Here is a 16352-nt window from a genome sequence, read left to right as displayed (position 1 = left end):
TTCAAAGACCCGGCGCCGGCTGGCGCCAGGCCTGGGAACGGCGCAGCAGGCGGCGCGACAGCATCGCCAGCAGCAGCGATACGCTGGCCGAGGTGAGCAGGATGAGAGTGGCCATCGCGGCGGCCCCGCCGACGTTGCCGGCGTCGTCCATGTTCAGCACCGCCACCGCGGCCAGGACGCTGTCGGGGCTGTAGAGAAAAATCGCCGCTGAGACCGTGGTCATCGCCGACACGAACAGGTAGCGAACGATGTCGAGCAACGCCGGCAGGCAGATGGGCAGCGTCACTCGCAGGAAGTGGCGAACCAGCGGGACTTTCAGCGCCAGGGCGGCGGCCTCGAACTCATCGTCGAGCTGGCGCAAGGCGGTACTGGCCGTCATATGCGCGGTGGTCAGGAAGTGCGCGACGGTACAGACCACCAGCAAGGCCAGGCTGCCGTAGAGGCTGGCGAGCGGGTTGCCCGGCAGATTGAAAAAGAACACGTAGCCCAGGCCCAGCACCAGCCCGGGCACGGCCATCGGCACGAAGCTGAGCAGCCGCAGGGTGCGCGTCAATGCGCTCTGCCGGGTCTTCTCGATCAGGTAGGCACCGGTGAAGATCGCCAGGCTGCCGAACACCGCGCTGCACACCGCCAGCAGCAGGCTGTTGCGATAGGCCAGCCAACCGCCGGGCAGTTCGGAGAAGGCATAGTTGTCCAAGGACAAGGACAGGTCGTACGGCCAGAACTGCACGAGCGATGCGTACACTGCCATGCCGAACACGCCGAGCAGAACGCAGCCGATCAGTACCGTGACGCTCAGGAATGCTGCATCCCGCCCCCGCGACGGTTGCGGGTGATACACCTGGGCACGGCCGCCCATGGCTTCGCGTTGAGTACGGCGCAGCCACATGTCCACGGCGAAACTGAGCAATGCGGGTAGCAGCAGAATCATGCCGATCAGCGCGCCGCGTCCAAACTGTTGCTGCCCAACGACAGACTTGTAGGCTTCCAGCGCCAGCACCTGATAGTCGCCGCCGACCGTGACCGGCACGCCGAAGTCGGTGATGCACAAGGTGAACACCAGGCAGAACGCCGCGAATACCCCTTGCCGGCTGCCGGGCCAGGTGACGGTGCGAAACGCCCGCCATGGCGAGGCGCCCATGCTTGAAGCCGCGTCGAACAGCCGCGCATCCGCCAGCCCCAGCGCCGACATCAGCACCATCAGGGCGTGGGGAAAGGTGTAGATCGCCTGTCCCAGGACAATGCCCCAGAAGCCATAGATGTTGCCGGTGCTGAAATCGCGCAGCAGCCCCTGGTTGCCGAACAGATAGATCAGCGCAATGCCGGGCAGCATCGACGGCGCCAGCAGCGGCAGCAGCGAAATGCCCCGCCACACCGGCTTCGCGACGATGCAGGTACGCTGCAACGCGTAGGCGAAGGCATAGGCCAGCGGCACGACGATGACCGCGACGGTCAGGGAAACCGTCAGGCTGTTGCCCAGCAGCCAGCGGAAATTGGCACTGGCCAGCAGCGTCAGCGCCGCCTGCAGGCCGCCACCCTGGCTGGCATCACCGCTGAAGGCGCGCCACAGCATGGCGAGCAAGGGCAGCAATACCGCCAGCACCAGCAATGCCAGGAGCAGCCACTGGCCGCCGCGTATGAACAAGCGGTCTGCCCAGTCACCGGGCACCTGAGGTGCCTGCACGACGGCCGGCTTGAGGATCATCGTGCTTTGCATATCAATTGAACACCTGCAGGCTGTGGGCCGGCAGCGCGATTTTCAGCCGCGACTGGGGCAACCCGGGCATGGCCTGCGGCTCCAGCTCGGCCAGCAGGGTGTGGCCGGGCAATGCGTCCAGCTCGAAGCTCAGGCGGCAGCGGTTGCCGAGGTAGGTCAGTTCGCGCAACTGCGCATCAAACAGGTTGGCTTCGGGCGTCGACGGGTTGATCCGTACGGCTTCCGGACGGCAGAAGAGTCGACCGCTGCGACTCACGTCAGCGCCCTCCACGCTCAAGCTGAGCCCGCCGACGCGAACCTGCCCGTCGTGCCCGCGCTCGAAAGGCAGCCAGTTGCCCTGGCCGACGAAATCAGCCACAAAAGCGCTCGCCGGCGCGCGGTAGATCTGTTGCGCACTGGCGAACTGTTCGACGCGGCCCTGGTTGATCACCGCGATACGATCGGCCATCAGCATCGCCTCGTCCTGGTTGTGGGTGACCATCAACGTGGTGATGCCCAGGCGTTTCTGCAGCTGGCGCAACTCGCCGCACAGGTGCTCGCGCACCCGCGCATCGAGTGCCGACATCGGTTCATCGAGCAGTAACAGCGAGGGCGCCGGAGCCAGGGCGCGGGCCAACGCCACCCGCTGCTGCTGGCCGCCGGAGAGCTGGCCGGGATATTTTTTCTCGCTGCCACACAGCCCGACCAGTTCCAGCATCTCACCGACCCGGCGGCGGATCGTTTCGCGGTGGTTGCCCGCCAATCCATAGCCGATGTTCTGTTCCACGGTCAGGTTGGGAAACAGTGCATAGGACTGGAACAGAATGCCGTAGTCGCGAGCCTGCGGTGCCAGGGCGGAGACGTCCCGCGCGCCGATCATGATCCTGCCGCGGTCTTGCCGTTCCAGGCCCGCTATGCAGCGCAACAAGGTGGTCTTGCCGCAGCCGGAAGGGCCAAGCAGGCACACCAGCTCACCGGCGGCGATTTCCAGCGATACCCCATCCAGCGCCTTGAAGGCGCCGAAGCTTTTATGGATGTCGCGTACCTGCAGGTCTACGGAAGGTGTTCTTGTCATGACATAACCTCGATGAGCTGTCAGCTCGACGAGGGTCATGGTAGGCAGGCAGTACGAAGGCTTGATTGCAGTTGGCTAAAAGCTGCCGATAGTGGCATCGGCGGATTTGCGTAGCGAATTCAGGATGCGCTGGTCTCTCGCGCCAGGCCGAGGAATGCCGACGGCAGCCGGGCCTGGCGGCGTTCCTTGAGGCAGTATAGATATTCGGCGATCAGCGGCGCGCCTTCCAGCTCGACCACCTTGAGCTGTGGATTCTCCGGCACCTCGTGACGGGCGATGATGCTGATGCCGATGTTGCGCAGGACCGCTTCGCGAATCGACTCGCGACTGCCGATCTCCAGCAGCGGCCCGGTCGCCACCCCGGCCTCGCACAGCAGCGTTGTGGTGAGCGCGCGGGTGGTGGAACCGGTTTCGCGCAGCAGCAGGCAATGCCCGGCCAGGGCGCTCGGCGCGACCCGGTCGTGGCTGGCCAATGGGTGCTCGCGATGTACCGCCAGTACCAGTGGATCGTGCCCCAGCACCAGCCGGGTCAGGCGCGCATCCTCGACCAGTTGCGAGGACGCGGCCAGGTCCACGCGATACTCTTCCAGTGCCTCGATGACTTGCAGTGAGTTGCCGATTTCCAGGGTCACTTCGCACAACGCAAACTGCTCGCGAAAAGCCTTGATGATATCCAGCACGTAATACGGCGCGGTGGCGCCGATACGCAACGTGCCTTGCACCTGGCCGCTGTTGCGCAGGAAAAACTCGATGTCGGCCTCCTGCTGCAGCAGTTTCTGCACCATCGGCAACAGCTGCGCGCCCTGGTCACTGAGTGTCAGGCGGCGCCCGCCGCGATAGAACAGTTCGACGCCGTACTGGGCCTCCAGGCTGCGGATCTGCGTGGTCACCGTCGGCTGGCTGAGACCGAGCTTCTTGGCCGCCTGGGTGACACTGGCCAGGCGAGCGACCATGTGGAAAGACTTCAGCTCGGCGCTGAGCATGTTGTGACGCTCCAGAAAGTTGACGGGACAATCTACTCAAGAAAAATGATCTATTTGTGGCGAGGGAGCTTGCTCCCGCTCGGCTGCGAAGCAGTCGTAAAGCGCCGGGTGCGGTGTGTCTGATACTCCGATTTGGCAGGTTTTGGGTCCGCTTCGCGGCCCAACGGGAGCCCCCCCCCCCCCCACGGGTTTGTCGATTGCCTGGTTGAACAGCATTACGCTTGCATCGCGGCGTTGACCTTGTAGCATCCCGGCATCGAAACGGGCCAGGATTTACCTGGTCGGCAGAAACGATCAAGATTGCACCTGTTCGTCTACCCTCACAATGCGCCAGGCCAACGCGGCTCCTCAAAGCGTGCCTGGCGCTTGAACACTCACGCCCTACATGCACCGGAGATTTACATGCTCAAGCGTACCCTGGCACTGGCCGTCGGTTTGACCCTGTCCCTGAGCTCCCTTCTGACGCAGGCGGCCGACACCTTGAAGGTCAGCGCGATTCCCGATGAGGCGCCGACCGAACTGCTGCGCAAGTTCAAGCCGCTGGGAGCGTACCTGGAGCAGAAAATCGGCATGAAAGTCGAGTTCGTACCGGTGAGCGATTACCCCGCGGTGGTCGAGGCGCTGGCCACCGACCGGATCGACCTGGCCTGGCTGGGCGGTTTCACCTTCGTGCAGGCCCGCCTGAAGACTGGTAACGCCATTCCGCTGGTGCAGCGCGAACAGGATGCCCAGTTCACCAGTAAATTCATCACCGCCGACCCTGCGGTCAAATCCCTCGCCGACCTCAAGGGCAAAAGCTTTGCCTTCGGTTCGATCTCTTCCACGTCCGGCAGTCTGATGCCGCGTTATTTCATGCTCAAGGACGGCATCAAGCCGGAAACCTATTTCAGCCGCGTCGGCTACTCGGGCGCCCATGATGCGACGGCGGCCTGGGTCCAGGCCGGCAAGGTCGATGCCGGCGTGCTTAACGCCAGCGTCTGGGACAAACTGGTGGCGGCCGGTAAGGTCGACACCAGCAAGGTCAAGGTGTTCGCGACTACCCCGGCCTATTTCGATTACAACTGGACCGTGCGTGGCACGCTCGATCCGGCGCTGGCTGCCAAGATCAAGGCGGCGTTCCTGGAGCTCGATCCGGCGAACCCGAAGGACAAGGAAATCCTTGATCTGCAGGCCGCCAGCCGCTTCATCGAGACCAAGCCTGAGAACTACAAAGGCATCGAAGAAGCCGCGCGCGCCGCCGAACTGCTGAAATGACACTGCGTCTGACCCGAGCCAGCGTCATCCACGCCAATGGCGCCCAGGCGCTGCGTGGCGTGGATCTGCACATTGGCGCGGGGGAACAGGTCGCCATCATCGGCCCGTCCGGCGCGGGCAAGTCGAGCCTGCTCAATGTACTCGCAACCGCCCTACGGCCGGGCGCTGGTGAGGTGCAGGTACTGGGCGAGCCGGTCTGGCAATTGTCCGCGCGCCGGCGTCAGCGTCTGCGCGCGCGCATCGGCCTGGTCCACCAGGCGCCTCCCCTGCCGCCGCGCCAACGTGTAGTCACGGCGGTGCTGGCCGGCAAGCTCGGCCAGTGGGGCCTGGGCAAGAGCCTGCTGAACCTGCTGCACCCGCTGGACATTCCCGGCGCTCGGGCGGCATTGGCCCGGCTGGACCTGGGCGACAAGCTGTTCGCGCAATGCCAGCAGTTGTCCGGTGGGCAATTGCAACGCGTCGGCATTGCCCGCGTGTTGTACCAGGCGCCCGAGGTATTACTTGCGGACGAGCCGGTATCGGCGATGGACCCGGTGTTGGCCGAGCACACACTTGCAGTGCTCTGCCAGCATGCCCGGGAGCACCGCGTGACGCTGGTCACCAGTCTGCACGCGGTGGAGCTGGCGCTGGCGCATTTTTCCCGGATCATCGGTCTGCGTGACGGGCAGATTCTCTTCGACTTGCCGACCGGAGCGGTCGACCGTCACCTGCTTGACACGCTTTATGCCAACGAGCAGTTGGAATCCATATCGAGTCCTCCACCGCCTACGAGCGTGCAGATTCCGCGATGCTGAAGCGTGACGCCCGGGACCCCGCCACCCGCCCTCGCCTGCTCCTGATCCTGTTGGCCCTGGCCCTGCTGTGGCCGGGCATGCGTTTCAGCGAGGTCGACCTCGGCGTGCTGCTGGCCAGCGACAGCCAGAGCGAAATGGGTCGGTTCGTTGCAGCGTTCTGGCCACCGGCCCATGACGAAACGTTTGTCGACCTGCTGCTGCAAGCCACCCTGCAAACACTGGCGATTGCCACCGCCGGCATGGCCCTGGCGCTGCTGGTGGCGGTCCCCGCGAGCCTGCTGGCCAGCCGCGCATTGTCCTTGTCGGCCGCCTACCGCTCCGGCAAACCTGGCAATCTCGGCCAATGGTTGCGTTGGCCGATACGCGGCCTGTTGATCTTCCTGCGCAGCGTGCCGGAAATCGTCTGGGCCTTGCTGTTCGTGCGCGCCGTCGGCCTGGGTCCGACGGCCGGGGTGCTGGCCATCGCCATTACCTACAGCGGGATGCTGGGCAAGGTCTACGCGGAAATCTTCGAATCGGTCGACCAGCGCCCGGCACACGCGTTGATGCAGGCCGGCAGCGGCCGGCTCGCGGCGTTCTGCTACGGGATCCTGCCCAACGTCGCCGCCGAGCTGCTGTCGTACACCGTGTACCGATGGGAATGCGCCATCCGCGCGTCAGTGGTGATGGGTTTTGTCGGCGCGGGTGGCCTGGGCCAGCAGATGGACCTGTCGTTGCGCATGTTCGCCGGCGGTGAAGTGGCCAGCCTGCTGCTGACCTTCCTGGTGCTGGTGATGTTTGCCGATCAGCTCAGCCGCCTGCTGCGCTGGAGACTGGCATGAATCGGCTGTTCAACGTGCTATTGCTGCTGGGCATCTGTGCGGCGGTCGTCGCTTCGTTCGGCTATCTGGGCATCGACCTGGGCGCGTTGGGAGACAGTGCGAGCCTCAAGCAGATGACCGCTTATGCGCAACGCTTCCTCAGTCCGGACCTGAGCCCGGCGTACCTCAAGGCGACCGGCCACGGCGCGCTGGAAACCATCGCCATGTCCGCCATCGGCACGTTGCTCGCGGCAGTGCTGGGGCTGGCACTGGCACTGCCGGCCGCCGGGCGTCTTGGCTGGCCCCTGAGGAGCGCGTCGCGCCTGGTGCTGAACGCGTTGCGCGCGGTTCCGGAACTGGTGTGGGCGGCGCTGATGGTGTTTGCCGCCGGGCTCGGCCCCAATGCCGGTACGCTGGCGTTGACCTTGCACACCGTTGGCGTGCTCGGCCGGCTGTTTGCCGAGGCGCTGGAGAACACCCCGACGCAACCCGCCGATGCGATCCGTTTGCAAGGTGGCAGCGCGCTCGCGGCTTTCTGCTACGGCACCCTGCCCAACCTGATGCCGCAGCTGCTCGCCTACACCCTCTACCGCTGGGAGAACAATATCCGCATGGCCAGCGTGCTGGGCTTCGTCGGCGCCGGAGGCCTCGGCCAGATGCTCTATGTCAGCCTCAGCCTGTTCCAGGAAGCCCAAGGCAGCACGGTGATCCTGGCCATGCTGTTGCTGGTGTTCATTGTCGATACCCTGAGCAGCTGGAGCCGCCAGCGCTGGGTCAAGGCCTGACGGCCGCCCGGCGCGCCGTCACCACAGCGCCATTGTGTAACTGACGATCAGGCGATTTTCGTCCAGGTCATTGCCAAAGTTCGAGCGCACCGAGGCATTGCGCCATTTGAGCCCCAGCCCCTTCAACGTGCCGTCCTGGATCACGTAGGCGATATCGCTGTTGCGCTCCCATTCCTTGCCTTCACCCGGCGCGCTGCGTTGCACGTTGTCGCCACTGATGTAGCGGGTCATGAAGGTCAGCCCCGGCACGCCAAGGCCGGCAAAGTTGTAGTCGTAACGGGCCTGCCAGGAGCGCTCGTCGACATTGGCGAAATCACCGATCTGGACGAAGTTGACCAGGTACGGATCGCTGCGCGAGATGTAGGGAAATGGGTCGTCGCCGCTCATGCGTTGGTAACCCAGGCCCAGCGCGTGCCCCTCGAGGCTATAGGTGAACATCGCGCCGAACGCCTGGTTGTCGATAGCGCGGAAGCTGCCGTCCTCGGTGCTGCGGGAATAACGCACGTCGCTTTTCAATGATTGGCCCGCGCCCAGGTCCAGGCTATGGACCAAGCCCAGGTAGTTCTGTTGGTAGATGTCCTGCAGTTTGCCGTAGCGGTATTGCGCCGTGAGATTCGGCAGGAACTGGTAGTCCGCTCCGGCGAACTGGAAGCGGTCGCTGATGCCGCCAATGCGGTTGGCGGTCATGTCCTGATAGTTCGTGGAGTCGACGAAGTTTATCTGTGTAAGCTGCCCGGCGGTCAGCTTCAGGCGGTCGATTTCCTGCACGCTCAGCAGCCCGCCCTTGAAGGTTCCCGGCAGCAGGCGCGTATCGTTGGAATTGACCACCGGGTCCTTGATTTGCAGGGTCCCCACTTTCAGGGTGCTGTTGGACAAGCGTGCCTTCGCGGTCAGGCCAAGTTCGCCATAGCGGTCCTGGGAACCCCCGGACGAGTCTGCCGGCAACAGATTGGTGCCGGCCGTGCCGCCGCCCGAATCCAGTTTGAAACCGGCCATGGCCAACGCGTCCAGCCCGAACCCCAAGGTCCCGGCGCTGTAGCCCGACTCGATGCGCAACAGGAAGCCTTGCGCCCACTCCTCGGCCTTGTCCCGCGCGCCCTCCTGCCGAAAATCGCGGTTGAAGTAGAAGTTGCGGGCTTCCAGACTGGCCTTGCTGTCGCTGATGAAGTCGGCGTGAGCACTCGACGCGCTCATCAGACCGAGGCCGAGCAAGGTGCCCAAGGGTTTACGGTTGAGGTGATTCGCGATGAAACGGTGCATGGGCGTGCTCCTTTTTTATGGGCGCGAGTGTTCCCGTCGGGGACGGCTGGCGCGCCTCGCTTATTGTTTGGGGCAGTGTCTTGGAACGACGTCCTCAGCTGCTTCTTCAGGCAAAACTGGTCTCGTGGCGAGGGAGCTCGATTGCTCAAGCGAACAACATCGACGTCGGGGCAGATTCTTCCCACCGGCGCCGGACAGCGTCAAACGGGAAAAAAGCCGGCTCGGGCATAAGAAAAACTGATGCATGGGTTGGCTGCAGTTAATCTGGCTTCGCTCCTTCAAACCCCCGAATAACTTTTTATTGTCAGGGGGTACCAGTTTTCCTTGTTGGACGCCGTCGTCCGGGCCTTCTACAAAGGGGCTCTAACAAAAAACCAATGGAGATATCACGATGCCGCCGTCCGCCCTGACATTCGAACAACTGCAGCAGTGTTCGCCCCAGGCCCTGCGCCAGAACATCGCGGCCGGCCGCTACCACGGCCATACCAGCGGCCTGGGCCAGGGCCGGGTGCAAGCCAACATCGTGATCCTGCCGGGTGACTGGGCCGACGAGTTCCTGCGCTACTGCACGCTCAACCGTCAGGCGTGTCCGGTGCTGGACGTGAGCGAACCGGGGGATCCGTTCCTGCGCAACCTCGGCGCGCCCATCGATATCCGCCACGAAGTACCGCGCTATCGGGTCTTTCGTCACGGCGAGTTGAGCGAAGAGCCGATGGACATCGAACACCTGTGGCAGGACGACATGGTGACCTTCGCCCTCGGCTGCTCGTTCTCGTTCGAGCAACCCCTGCTGGAGGCCGGTATACGCCTGAGGCACATCGACCTGGGGCGCAACGTCGCCATGTTCCGCACCAACATCGACACGCGCGCCACCGCGCGCCTGTCTGGCAAAATGGTCGTGAGCATGCGCCCGCTGAAGGCCGCCGCGGCGATCCAGGCGATCCAGATCACCGGGCGCATGCCCAACGTCCATGGCGCCCCGGTCCACATTGGTGATCCGTCGCTGATCGGCATTGATTCCCTGGACAGGCCGGACTACGGCGACGCGGTGCCGGTGGAAGCCGACGAGGTCCCGGTGTTCTGGGCCTGTGGCGTGACGCCGCAATCGGTGGTCCAGGCTTCGCGACCGCCGCTGTGCATCACTCACGCGCCGGGTTGCATGCTGGTGACGGACGTCTTGAACAGCGCGTTGTGATACCCGACCTGAAATGGAGATCTGATGAACAGCCCGCAGCGATCAATCGAACACTACATCCGCGCCAAGGACGGCAACCGCCCTCACCTGCTGGACCAGGCCTTCATCCAGGACGCAGTCCTGGACATGGTGGTCCGCACCGGCTCCATCGCCTTCCCGGAGCATGTCGAAGGTCGTGGCGCGATCGGTGAAGTGCTGGTGCGCCGGTTTAACCAGGCGTTCGAAAACGTCTACACGTTTTGCCTGGGCAACCCTCCTCACGCCAACGTCCGCACCTACGAGTGCAAATGGTTGGTCGCGATGTCGGACAAACACAGCGGTGAGGTCAGGGTCGGTTGTGGCCGCTACGACTGGCAATTCAGCGCCGAGTCCGGGCTGTCCGAGGGACTTACGATAACCATCGAACACATGAAAACCCTGCCGGCCGCCGAGCTGGCGGCGATCATGGCCTGGGTGTCGGCTCTGGAATATCCATGGTGCAGCGCCGCTGCGGTCCTCGGCGAGGTGCCGGATTCAAGCGAACTCCAAGACGTGGTCCAATACCTCTGGTCCAGTGATAGCACAACCGATTGACCACCTGCGCTCCCCGGACAATCCAACACCTTGCCCCGCCCGTTTCAGGAGCCGCCGCCCATGAATATCAAGTTTCTGGAAACCTTCGTCTGGGTCGCCCGCCTGAAGAGTTTTCGTCTCACAGCGGAAAAACTGTTCACCACCCAGGCGTCGATTTCCAGCCGGATCGCGGCGCTGGAAGACGAGTTGGGCGTGCGTCTGTTCGTGCGTGACTCCAAGGGCGTGTCGCTGACTTCCGAAGGCCAGCGGGTGCTGGAATATGCCGAGCGCATCATGGACACCATGCACAGCATGAAAGCCGTGATCAAGGACCCGCGCCAGGTACGCGGGCGGATCCGCATCGGCGCGATGGACACGGTGATTCATACCTGGCTCAGCCCGTTGGTCACGCGCCTGATGGAGTGCTACCCGGCGCTGGAAATCGAATTGTCGGCCGACACCGCGAGCAACCTGTGCACGCAACTGGAAAAAGGCTACCAGGACATCATTTTCCAGACCGACATCCTGCGCCTCGACAGCGTGCGTAATGCGCTCCTGACGCGTTATCCGATGCACTGGGTGGTGCGCACCGGCTCATCCTATGATCGGCACTACGCGTCGCTGGACGAACTGTCCCAGGAGCGCATCGTGACCTTCTCGCGCAACTCCCGGCCCCACCAGGATCTGCTGAACATGCTGCACTCGGCCAACATCGTCTCGCCGCGGATCAATTGCGTGAACTCCGCCTCGGCGATCACCCGCCTGGTTCGTGACGGCTTTGGCATCGGCGCCATGCCGGCGGCGCTGGTGGTAGGCGAATTGAACCAGGGCAGCTTGACGCTGGTTGACGGCGTGCCGCTGCCGTCGGTCATGGATATCGTCGCCAGTTGGCGGACCGGCGCGGGCATGGAGCGGGTCGAAGACATCGTCAGCCTGACGCGCGAGGTGGTGGGCGACTACGTGGGGCAATTGCCGGCGCCGTACCGGTTGGTGGTAAGCGAGGCCCCGGCGAACTGTCAGTGAACTGCAACATCCCGGACTTATTCTCGGCTGAGCACGCCGCGGCGAACCGCTGCCGGCGCCCGCTCGGGATGGTCCAGGGAGTCCGCCATGAAAATCAGTGTGTTCGGCAGTGGTTACGTTGGATTGGTGCAAGCCGTCGTGTTGGCCGAGGTTGGTCATGACGTGGTCTGCATGGACATCGATGAGCAGAAGATCGAGCTCCTGCGTCAGGGCCAGGTGAGCATTTTCGAACCGGGCCTGGCGACGCTGGTACGCGAGGGGCTGGAAGCCGGGCGTTTGCGCTTTACCTGTGATGAACAGGTTGCAGTGCAGCATGGGCAGGTCCTGTTCATTGCCGTGGGAACCCCCTCCAGGGAGGACGGCTCGGCGGATTTGCGCCAGGTCCTCGCCGTGGGTGACGCGGTCGCCCGCCATCGCGAACAGCCGATTGTGGTCGTGGAGAAATCCACCGTGCCGGTGGGCACCGGCGACATCCTGCGGGCGCACATCGACCGATGCCTGCTCAAGGCCGGTCGCCTGCTGCAGTTCGATATCGTCTCCAACCCTGAATTTCTCAAGGAAGGCTCGGCGGTCGCCGATTGCCGCCGCCCGGATCGCATCGTGATCGGCTGCGAGCGTGAGGAAGTGCGCGAAACCATGCGCGACCTGTATGCGCCGTTCAACCGCAACCACGACCGTATCCTGTTCATGGACGTGCGCAGCGCCGAGCTGACCAAATACGCCGCCAACGGCATGCTGGCGACCAAGATCAGCTTCATCAACCAGATCGCCGAACTGGCCGAACACCTGGGCGCCGACATCGAGTCGGTGCGCCAGGGCATCGGTGCCGACTCGCGCATCGGCTACCACTTCATTTACCCAGGCTGCGGCTACGGCGGTTCATGTTTCCCCAAGGACATGCGCGCCTTGATCCATACGGCCGAGCAGGCGCGTTGCTCCAGCGATCTGCTGCAAGCGGTGGAAACCATCAACCAGCGGCAAAAAAACAAGTTGTTCGAACGCATCCAGGCCTTCTATCAGGGCGATCTGCGCGGCAAGACCTTTGCGCTGTGGGGCCTGGCCTTCAAGCCCAACACCGACGACATGCGCGACGCGCCCAGTCGCACCCTGCTGGAGGCACTGTGGTCCGCCGGGGCCAGCGTCCGGGCGTTTGATCCGGAGGCCATGCAACAGACCCAACTGCTCTATCCCGATGAAGCGAAACTGATGCTCATGGGCACACCGGAATCGGTGCTGGCCGGGTCCGACGCGTTGATCATCTGCACCGAATGGCAGTCGTTCAAGGCGCCGGACTTCCAGTTGATCCAGCAACGCCTCAAGGCGCCAGTGATTTTTGACGGGCGCAACCTCTACGACCCGGATCGCATGGCCGACAAAGGCTTCAGCTATTTCCCGATGGGCCGGGGGCAATCCTGCGAATTACCCATCGCGCAGCAGTCGTGGCCGCGAGCCAGAAGTGCTTGAAGGCATACCCTCAAAATAAATGCACTCAACCAGCATTAATATGAATTTGTAAGCTGCGTTGGCGACCGGCACACTGTGCGATGTTCCTCCCCCAACTGTTGGAACACTTAAAGGGCTTTCAGGGATTCTCCCGTAAGCCCCTTTTTTTGTTCGTTTTTTGGATGTTTGCTTGATGCTTTCTCGCTGGTTCCCCGCTGCTATCAATACCCGCCCCACCGAATGGAGCCGCGCCGCCATTGGCATGGCCCTAGGAACCCTGTTCAGTGTCTGGCTCTGTGGCCAGGTATTCGGTCTTGAAGTGGCACAACACCTGATCGGCCCGCTCGGCGCCTCGGCCGTGCTGTTGTTTGCGGTGTCATCCGGGGCCCTGGCCCAACCCTGGTCGATCTTCGGTGGTTATCTGTGCGCATCGGTCGTGGCGTTGCTCGTCGCCCATGTGCTCGGCCGCACGCTGGGTAGCGCTTGCCTGGCGGCCGGCATGGCCCTGGTGCTGATGTGCTGGCTGCGTTGCCTGCATCCACCGGCCGGCGCCCTGGCGGCAACGCTGGTGCTGGCGGACGCATCCATCGTCGCCCTCGACTGGCAGGCGCTTGGCGCCGCCATGCTGGCCGGCTCCGGCCTGCTCGTCTTCGCGCTGGCCTACAACAACCTCACGCGGGTGCGCTATCCCAAGCGTGCCAGCGAGCCGGTCGCGGTGATTCCCGCCGACCATCCCCCGGTCGACCGCCAGGCGATCACCGCCGAAGACTTGAAACTTGCGCTTGAGGAAATGGAAGCATTCTTCGACGTAACCCCCGAAGATCTCGAACAATTGATCCACACCAGCGAGCGGCATGCCAAGCGCCGCAGCATTACGGAGGTGCTGTCGGGTCGCGGCTGAGCCTGGGGATGCTATAAATATGCAGACAGGACCTGCATGTATCCCGGTTGTGCAATGCAAATTTGCGCTGTTACGATCCCGACCGGGTACGCGCTTAAGAATTTGTAAAGAACAATAAAAGCAGGGAGTTAGCGATGACAGTTCAGGTTTCATCCCAAGCTGCGGGCAGCATCGAAACCGCGCCCTATGAGGTGTTGGTCGACGTTCGCAACCACATCGGCCACCTGACCCTGAACCGCCCCGCCGGCCTGAATGCCCTGACCCTGGGCATGGTGCGCAGCTTGCAGCAGCAACTCGATAGCTGGGCCACCGATTCGCAGATCCGCGCCGTTGTCTTGCGCGGTGCCGGCGACAAGGCGTTTTGTGCGGGCGGCGATATCCGCTCGCTGTACGACAGCCACAAGCAGGGCGACACGCTGCACGAAGACTTCTTCGTCGAGGAATACGCCCTCGACCTGACCATCCACCATTACCGCAAACCGATCCTCGCCTTGATGGACGGCTTCGTGCTGGGCGGCGGCATGGGTCTGGTGCAAGGCGCCGACCTGCGGGTGGTGACCGAGCGCAGCCGACTGGGCATGCCGGAAGTCGGCATTGGTTATTTCCCGGATGTCGGCGGCAGCTATTTCCTGCCACGCATTCCCGGCGAACTGGGTATCTACCTGGGCGTCAGCGGGGTGCAGATCCGCGCTGCCGACGCGCTGTACTGCGGGCTGGCCGACTGGTATCTCGATAGCCAGAAAATCACCCAGCTCGATGAGCGTCTCGACCGCCTCGACTGGCGCGATTCACCGCTCAAGGACCTGCAAAGCCTGCTGGCGAAGATCGCGGTTCAACAGCTGCCTGCGCCGCCCCTGGCCGACTTGCGGCCGGCCATCGACCATTTCTTCGCCCTGCCGGATGTACCGAGCATGGTCGAGCAGTTGCGCCAGGTCACGGTCGCCAACAGCCACGAGTGGGCGCTGAAGACCGCCGGGCTGCTGGAAACCCGCTCGCCCCTGGCGATGGCGGTGACCCTCGAAATGCTGCGACGCGGCCGGCACCTGAGCCTGGAAGACTGTTTTGCCCTGGAGCTGCACCTGGACCGGCAATGGTTCGCGCGCGGCGACCTGATCGAAGGCGTACGTGCCCTGCTGATCGATAAAGACAAGAACCCGCGCTGGAACCCGCCGACGCTGGAGGCACTGGACGCCGACCATGTGGCGAGTTTCTTCGACGGCTTCGACTACCACGGGAATTGAACATGCACGACCTTGAGCTGAGCGAAGAACAAGTGATGATCCGCGACATGGCCCGTGATTTCGCCCGTGGTGAAATCGTGCCCCACGCCCAGGCCTGGGAAAAAGCCGGCTGGATCGACGATGGGCTGGTGGCGAAGATGGGCGAACTCGGCCTGCTGGGCATGATGGTGCCCGAGGAATGGGGCGGTACCTATGTCGACTACGTCGCCTATGCCCTGGCGGTTGAGGAAATCTCGGCAGGTGACGGTGCTACCGGAGCACTGATGAGCATCCACAACTCCGTAGGTTGCGGGCCGGTGCTGAATTTCGGCAGCGATGAGCAGAAACAGACGTGGCTGGCCGATCTCGCCAGCGGCCAGGCCATCGGCTGCTTCTGCCTGACCGAACCACAGGCCGGCTCCGAGGCGCACAACCTGCGTACGGGGGCGGAACTGAAAGAGGGGCAATGGGTAATCAACGGCGCGAAGCAGTTCGTCAGCAATGGCAAGCGCGCCAAGCTGGCGATCGTATTTGCCGTGACGGATCCGGACCTTGGCAAAAAAGGCATTTCGGCGTTCCTGGTGCCCACCGACACGCCCGGTTTCATCGTTGACCGCACCGAGCACAAGATGGGCATTCGTGCGTCGGACACCTGTGCCGTCACGCTGAGCAACTGCACCATTCCCGAAGCCAACCTGCTGGGCGCACGGGGCAAAGGCCTGGCCATCGCCCTGTCCAACCTCGAAGGCGGACGCATCGGCATCGCCGCCCAGGCCCTGGGCATCGCCCGCGCGGCATTCGAAGCGGCGCTGGCGTATGCCCGGGATCGGGTGCAGTTCGACAAGCCGATCATCGAACACCAGAGCATCGCCAATCTGCTGGCCGACATGCACACCCGCCTGAACGCCGCTCGCCTGCTGATCCTGCATGCCGCAAGGCTGCGCAGCGCCGGCAAGCCATGCCTGTCGGAAGCGTCGCAAGCCAAGCTGTTCGCCTCGGAAATGGCCGAGAAAGTCTGCTCCTCGGCGATTCAGATCCATGGCGGCTACGGCTATCTTGAGGATTACCCGGTGGAGCGCTACTACCGCGACGCGCGGATCACCCAGATCTACGAAGGGTCGAGCGAGATTCAGCGGATGGTGATTGCTCGGGAGCTCAGGCACTACCTGGTGTAATGCCAGAAGCTTCGCGAGCAGGCTCGCTCCCACAGGGTTCATGGAGCATCAGCCCGGGATCATCCCTGTGGCGAGGGAGCTTGCTCCCGCTGGCCTGCGCAGCGGGCCCCTGCATTTCTCAAGGTGAATCGCGTTGACCGGTTTTGCGACTGCTGCGCAGCCGAGCGGGAGCAAGCTCCCTCGCCACAGGGGATCG

The 16352-nt window shown here is 63.5% G+C and carries 15 protein-coding genes; 11 read left to right on the top strand and 4 right to left on the bottom strand.

Translation table 11 applies throughout. The features are described 5' to 3' along the window. Nucleotide 1 precedes the first annotated feature (1 nt). The 3 genes from ACE04F_RS24060 to ACE04F_RS24050 form a co-directional block, all read right to left on the bottom strand. Nucleotides 2-1717, bottom strand: a complete 1716-nt coding sequence (locus tag ACE04F_RS24060) for a putative 2-aminoethylphosphonate ABC transporter permease subunit (protein ID WP_486110210.1) — start codon at nucleotides 1715-1717, stop codon at nucleotides 2-4. A gap of 1 nt (nucleotide 1718) precedes the next feature. After that, entirely contained in the window at nucleotides 1719-2771 is a 1053-nt protein-coding gene (locus tag ACE04F_RS24055) for a putative 2-aminoethylphosphonate ABC transporter ATP-binding protein (protein ID WP_486110209.1), read from the bottom strand. A 119-nt stretch (nucleotides 2772-2890) separates the two neighbouring features. After that, entirely contained in the window at nucleotides 2891-3754 is an 864-nt protein-coding gene (locus tag ACE04F_RS24050) for a LysR substrate-binding domain-containing protein (protein WP_486110208.1), read from the bottom strand. A gap of 402 nt (nucleotides 3755-4156) precedes the next feature. On the opposite strand from ACE04F_RS24050, the gene ACE04F_RS24045 reads away from it, so the two are divergent. The 4 genes from ACE04F_RS24045 to phnE are packed head-to-tail and all read left to right on the top strand — an operon-like array spanning nucleotide 4157 to nucleotide 7387. Then, nucleotides 4157-5008: a putative selenate ABC transporter substrate-binding protein gene (locus tag ACE04F_RS24045; RefSeq protein ID WP_305500996.1), complete on the top strand. Its 852-nt coding sequence runs from the start codon at nucleotides 4157-4159 to the stop codon at nucleotides 5006-5008. Continuing rightward, nucleotides 5005-5802 carry a phosphonate ABC transporter ATP-binding protein gene (locus tag ACE04F_RS24040; protein ID WP_486110207.1) on the top strand — a complete coding sequence of 266 codons (798 nt, stop codon included), beginning with the start codon at nucleotides 5005-5007 and terminating at the stop codon, nucleotides 5800-5802. The genes ACE04F_RS24045 and ACE04F_RS24040 overlap by 4 nt, the downstream gene beginning before the upstream one ends. Further along, nucleotides 5796-6623: a PhnE/PtxC family ABC transporter permease gene (locus ACE04F_RS24035; protein WP_486110206.1), complete on the top strand. Its 828-nt coding sequence runs from the start codon at nucleotides 5796-5798 to the stop codon at nucleotides 6621-6623. Before ACE04F_RS24040 ends, ACE04F_RS24035 begins: the two co-directional genes overlap by 7 nt. Then, nucleotides 6620-7387: a phosphonate ABC transporter, permease protein PhnE gene (phnE, locus tag ACE04F_RS24030; RefSeq protein ID WP_486110205.1), complete on the top strand. Its 768-nt coding sequence runs from the start codon at nucleotides 6620-6622 to the stop codon at nucleotides 7385-7387. Before ACE04F_RS24035 ends, phnE begins: the two co-directional genes overlap by 4 nt. An 18-nt stretch (nucleotides 7388-7405) precedes the next feature. Here phnE and ACE04F_RS24025 read toward each other — a convergent pair whose 3' ends face one another. Continuing rightward, nucleotides 7406-8647 carry an OprD family porin gene (locus ACE04F_RS24025; protein WP_486110204.1) on the bottom strand — a complete coding sequence of 414 codons (1242 nt, stop codon included), beginning with the start codon at nucleotides 8645-8647 and terminating at the stop codon, nucleotides 7406-7408. 391 nt (nucleotides 8648-9038) lie between these two features. Between ACE04F_RS24025 and ACE04F_RS24020 the strand changes: the two genes are divergently transcribed. The 7 genes from ACE04F_RS24020 to ACE04F_RS23990 all read left to right on the top strand — a co-directional run bounded on the left by ACE04F_RS24020 (nucleotide 9039) and on the right by ACE04F_RS23990 (nucleotide 16156). Then, a complete protein-coding gene (locus tag ACE04F_RS24020; RefSeq protein WP_486110203.1) occupies nucleotides 9039-9842 on the top strand; it encodes a putative hydro-lyase in 804 nt (267 codons plus the stop codon). A gap of 24 nt (nucleotides 9843-9866) precedes the next feature. After that, nucleotides 9867-10415: a hypothetical protein gene (locus ACE04F_RS24015; protein WP_486110202.1), complete on the top strand. Its 549-nt coding sequence runs from the start codon at nucleotides 9867-9869 to the stop codon at nucleotides 10413-10415. Nucleotides 10416-10475: 60 nt separating this feature from the next. Then, nucleotides 10476-11417, top strand: a complete 942-nt coding sequence (locus ACE04F_RS24010) for a LysR family transcriptional regulator (protein WP_486110201.1) — start codon at nucleotides 10476-10478, stop codon at nucleotides 11415-11417. An 87-nt stretch (nucleotides 11418-11504) separates the two neighbouring features. Continuing rightward, complete coding sequence (locus ACE04F_RS24005; RefSeq protein WP_486110200.1) at nucleotides 11505-12881, top strand: UDP-glucose dehydrogenase family protein; 1377 nt, start codon at nucleotides 11505-11507, stop codon at nucleotides 12879-12881. A gap of 172 nt (nucleotides 12882-13053) precedes the next feature. After that, on the top strand, nucleotides 13054-13761 hold the full coding sequence (locus tag ACE04F_RS24000; RefSeq protein ID WP_486110199.1) for an HPP family protein: 708 nt from the start codon (nucleotides 13054-13056) through the stop codon (nucleotides 13759-13761). A 134-nt stretch (nucleotides 13762-13895) separates the two neighbouring features. Then, nucleotides 13896-15002: an enoyl-CoA hydratase/isomerase family protein gene (locus ACE04F_RS23995; RefSeq protein WP_486110198.1), complete on the top strand. Its 1107-nt coding sequence runs from the start codon at nucleotides 13896-13898 to the stop codon at nucleotides 15000-15002. 2 nt (nucleotides 15003-15004) lie between these two features. Then, nucleotides 15005-16156, top strand: a complete 1152-nt coding sequence (locus tag ACE04F_RS23990) for an acyl-CoA dehydrogenase family protein (protein WP_486110197.1) — start codon at nucleotides 15005-15007, stop codon at nucleotides 16154-16156. The last annotated feature ends 196 nt before the right edge of the window (nucleotides 16157-16352 follow it).

The organism is Pseudomonas sp. AGC41 (genome assembly GCF_057334555.1).
Note: the sequence above shows the minus strand (reverse complement) of the source record. Positions and strands in the feature narration are given on the sequence as shown.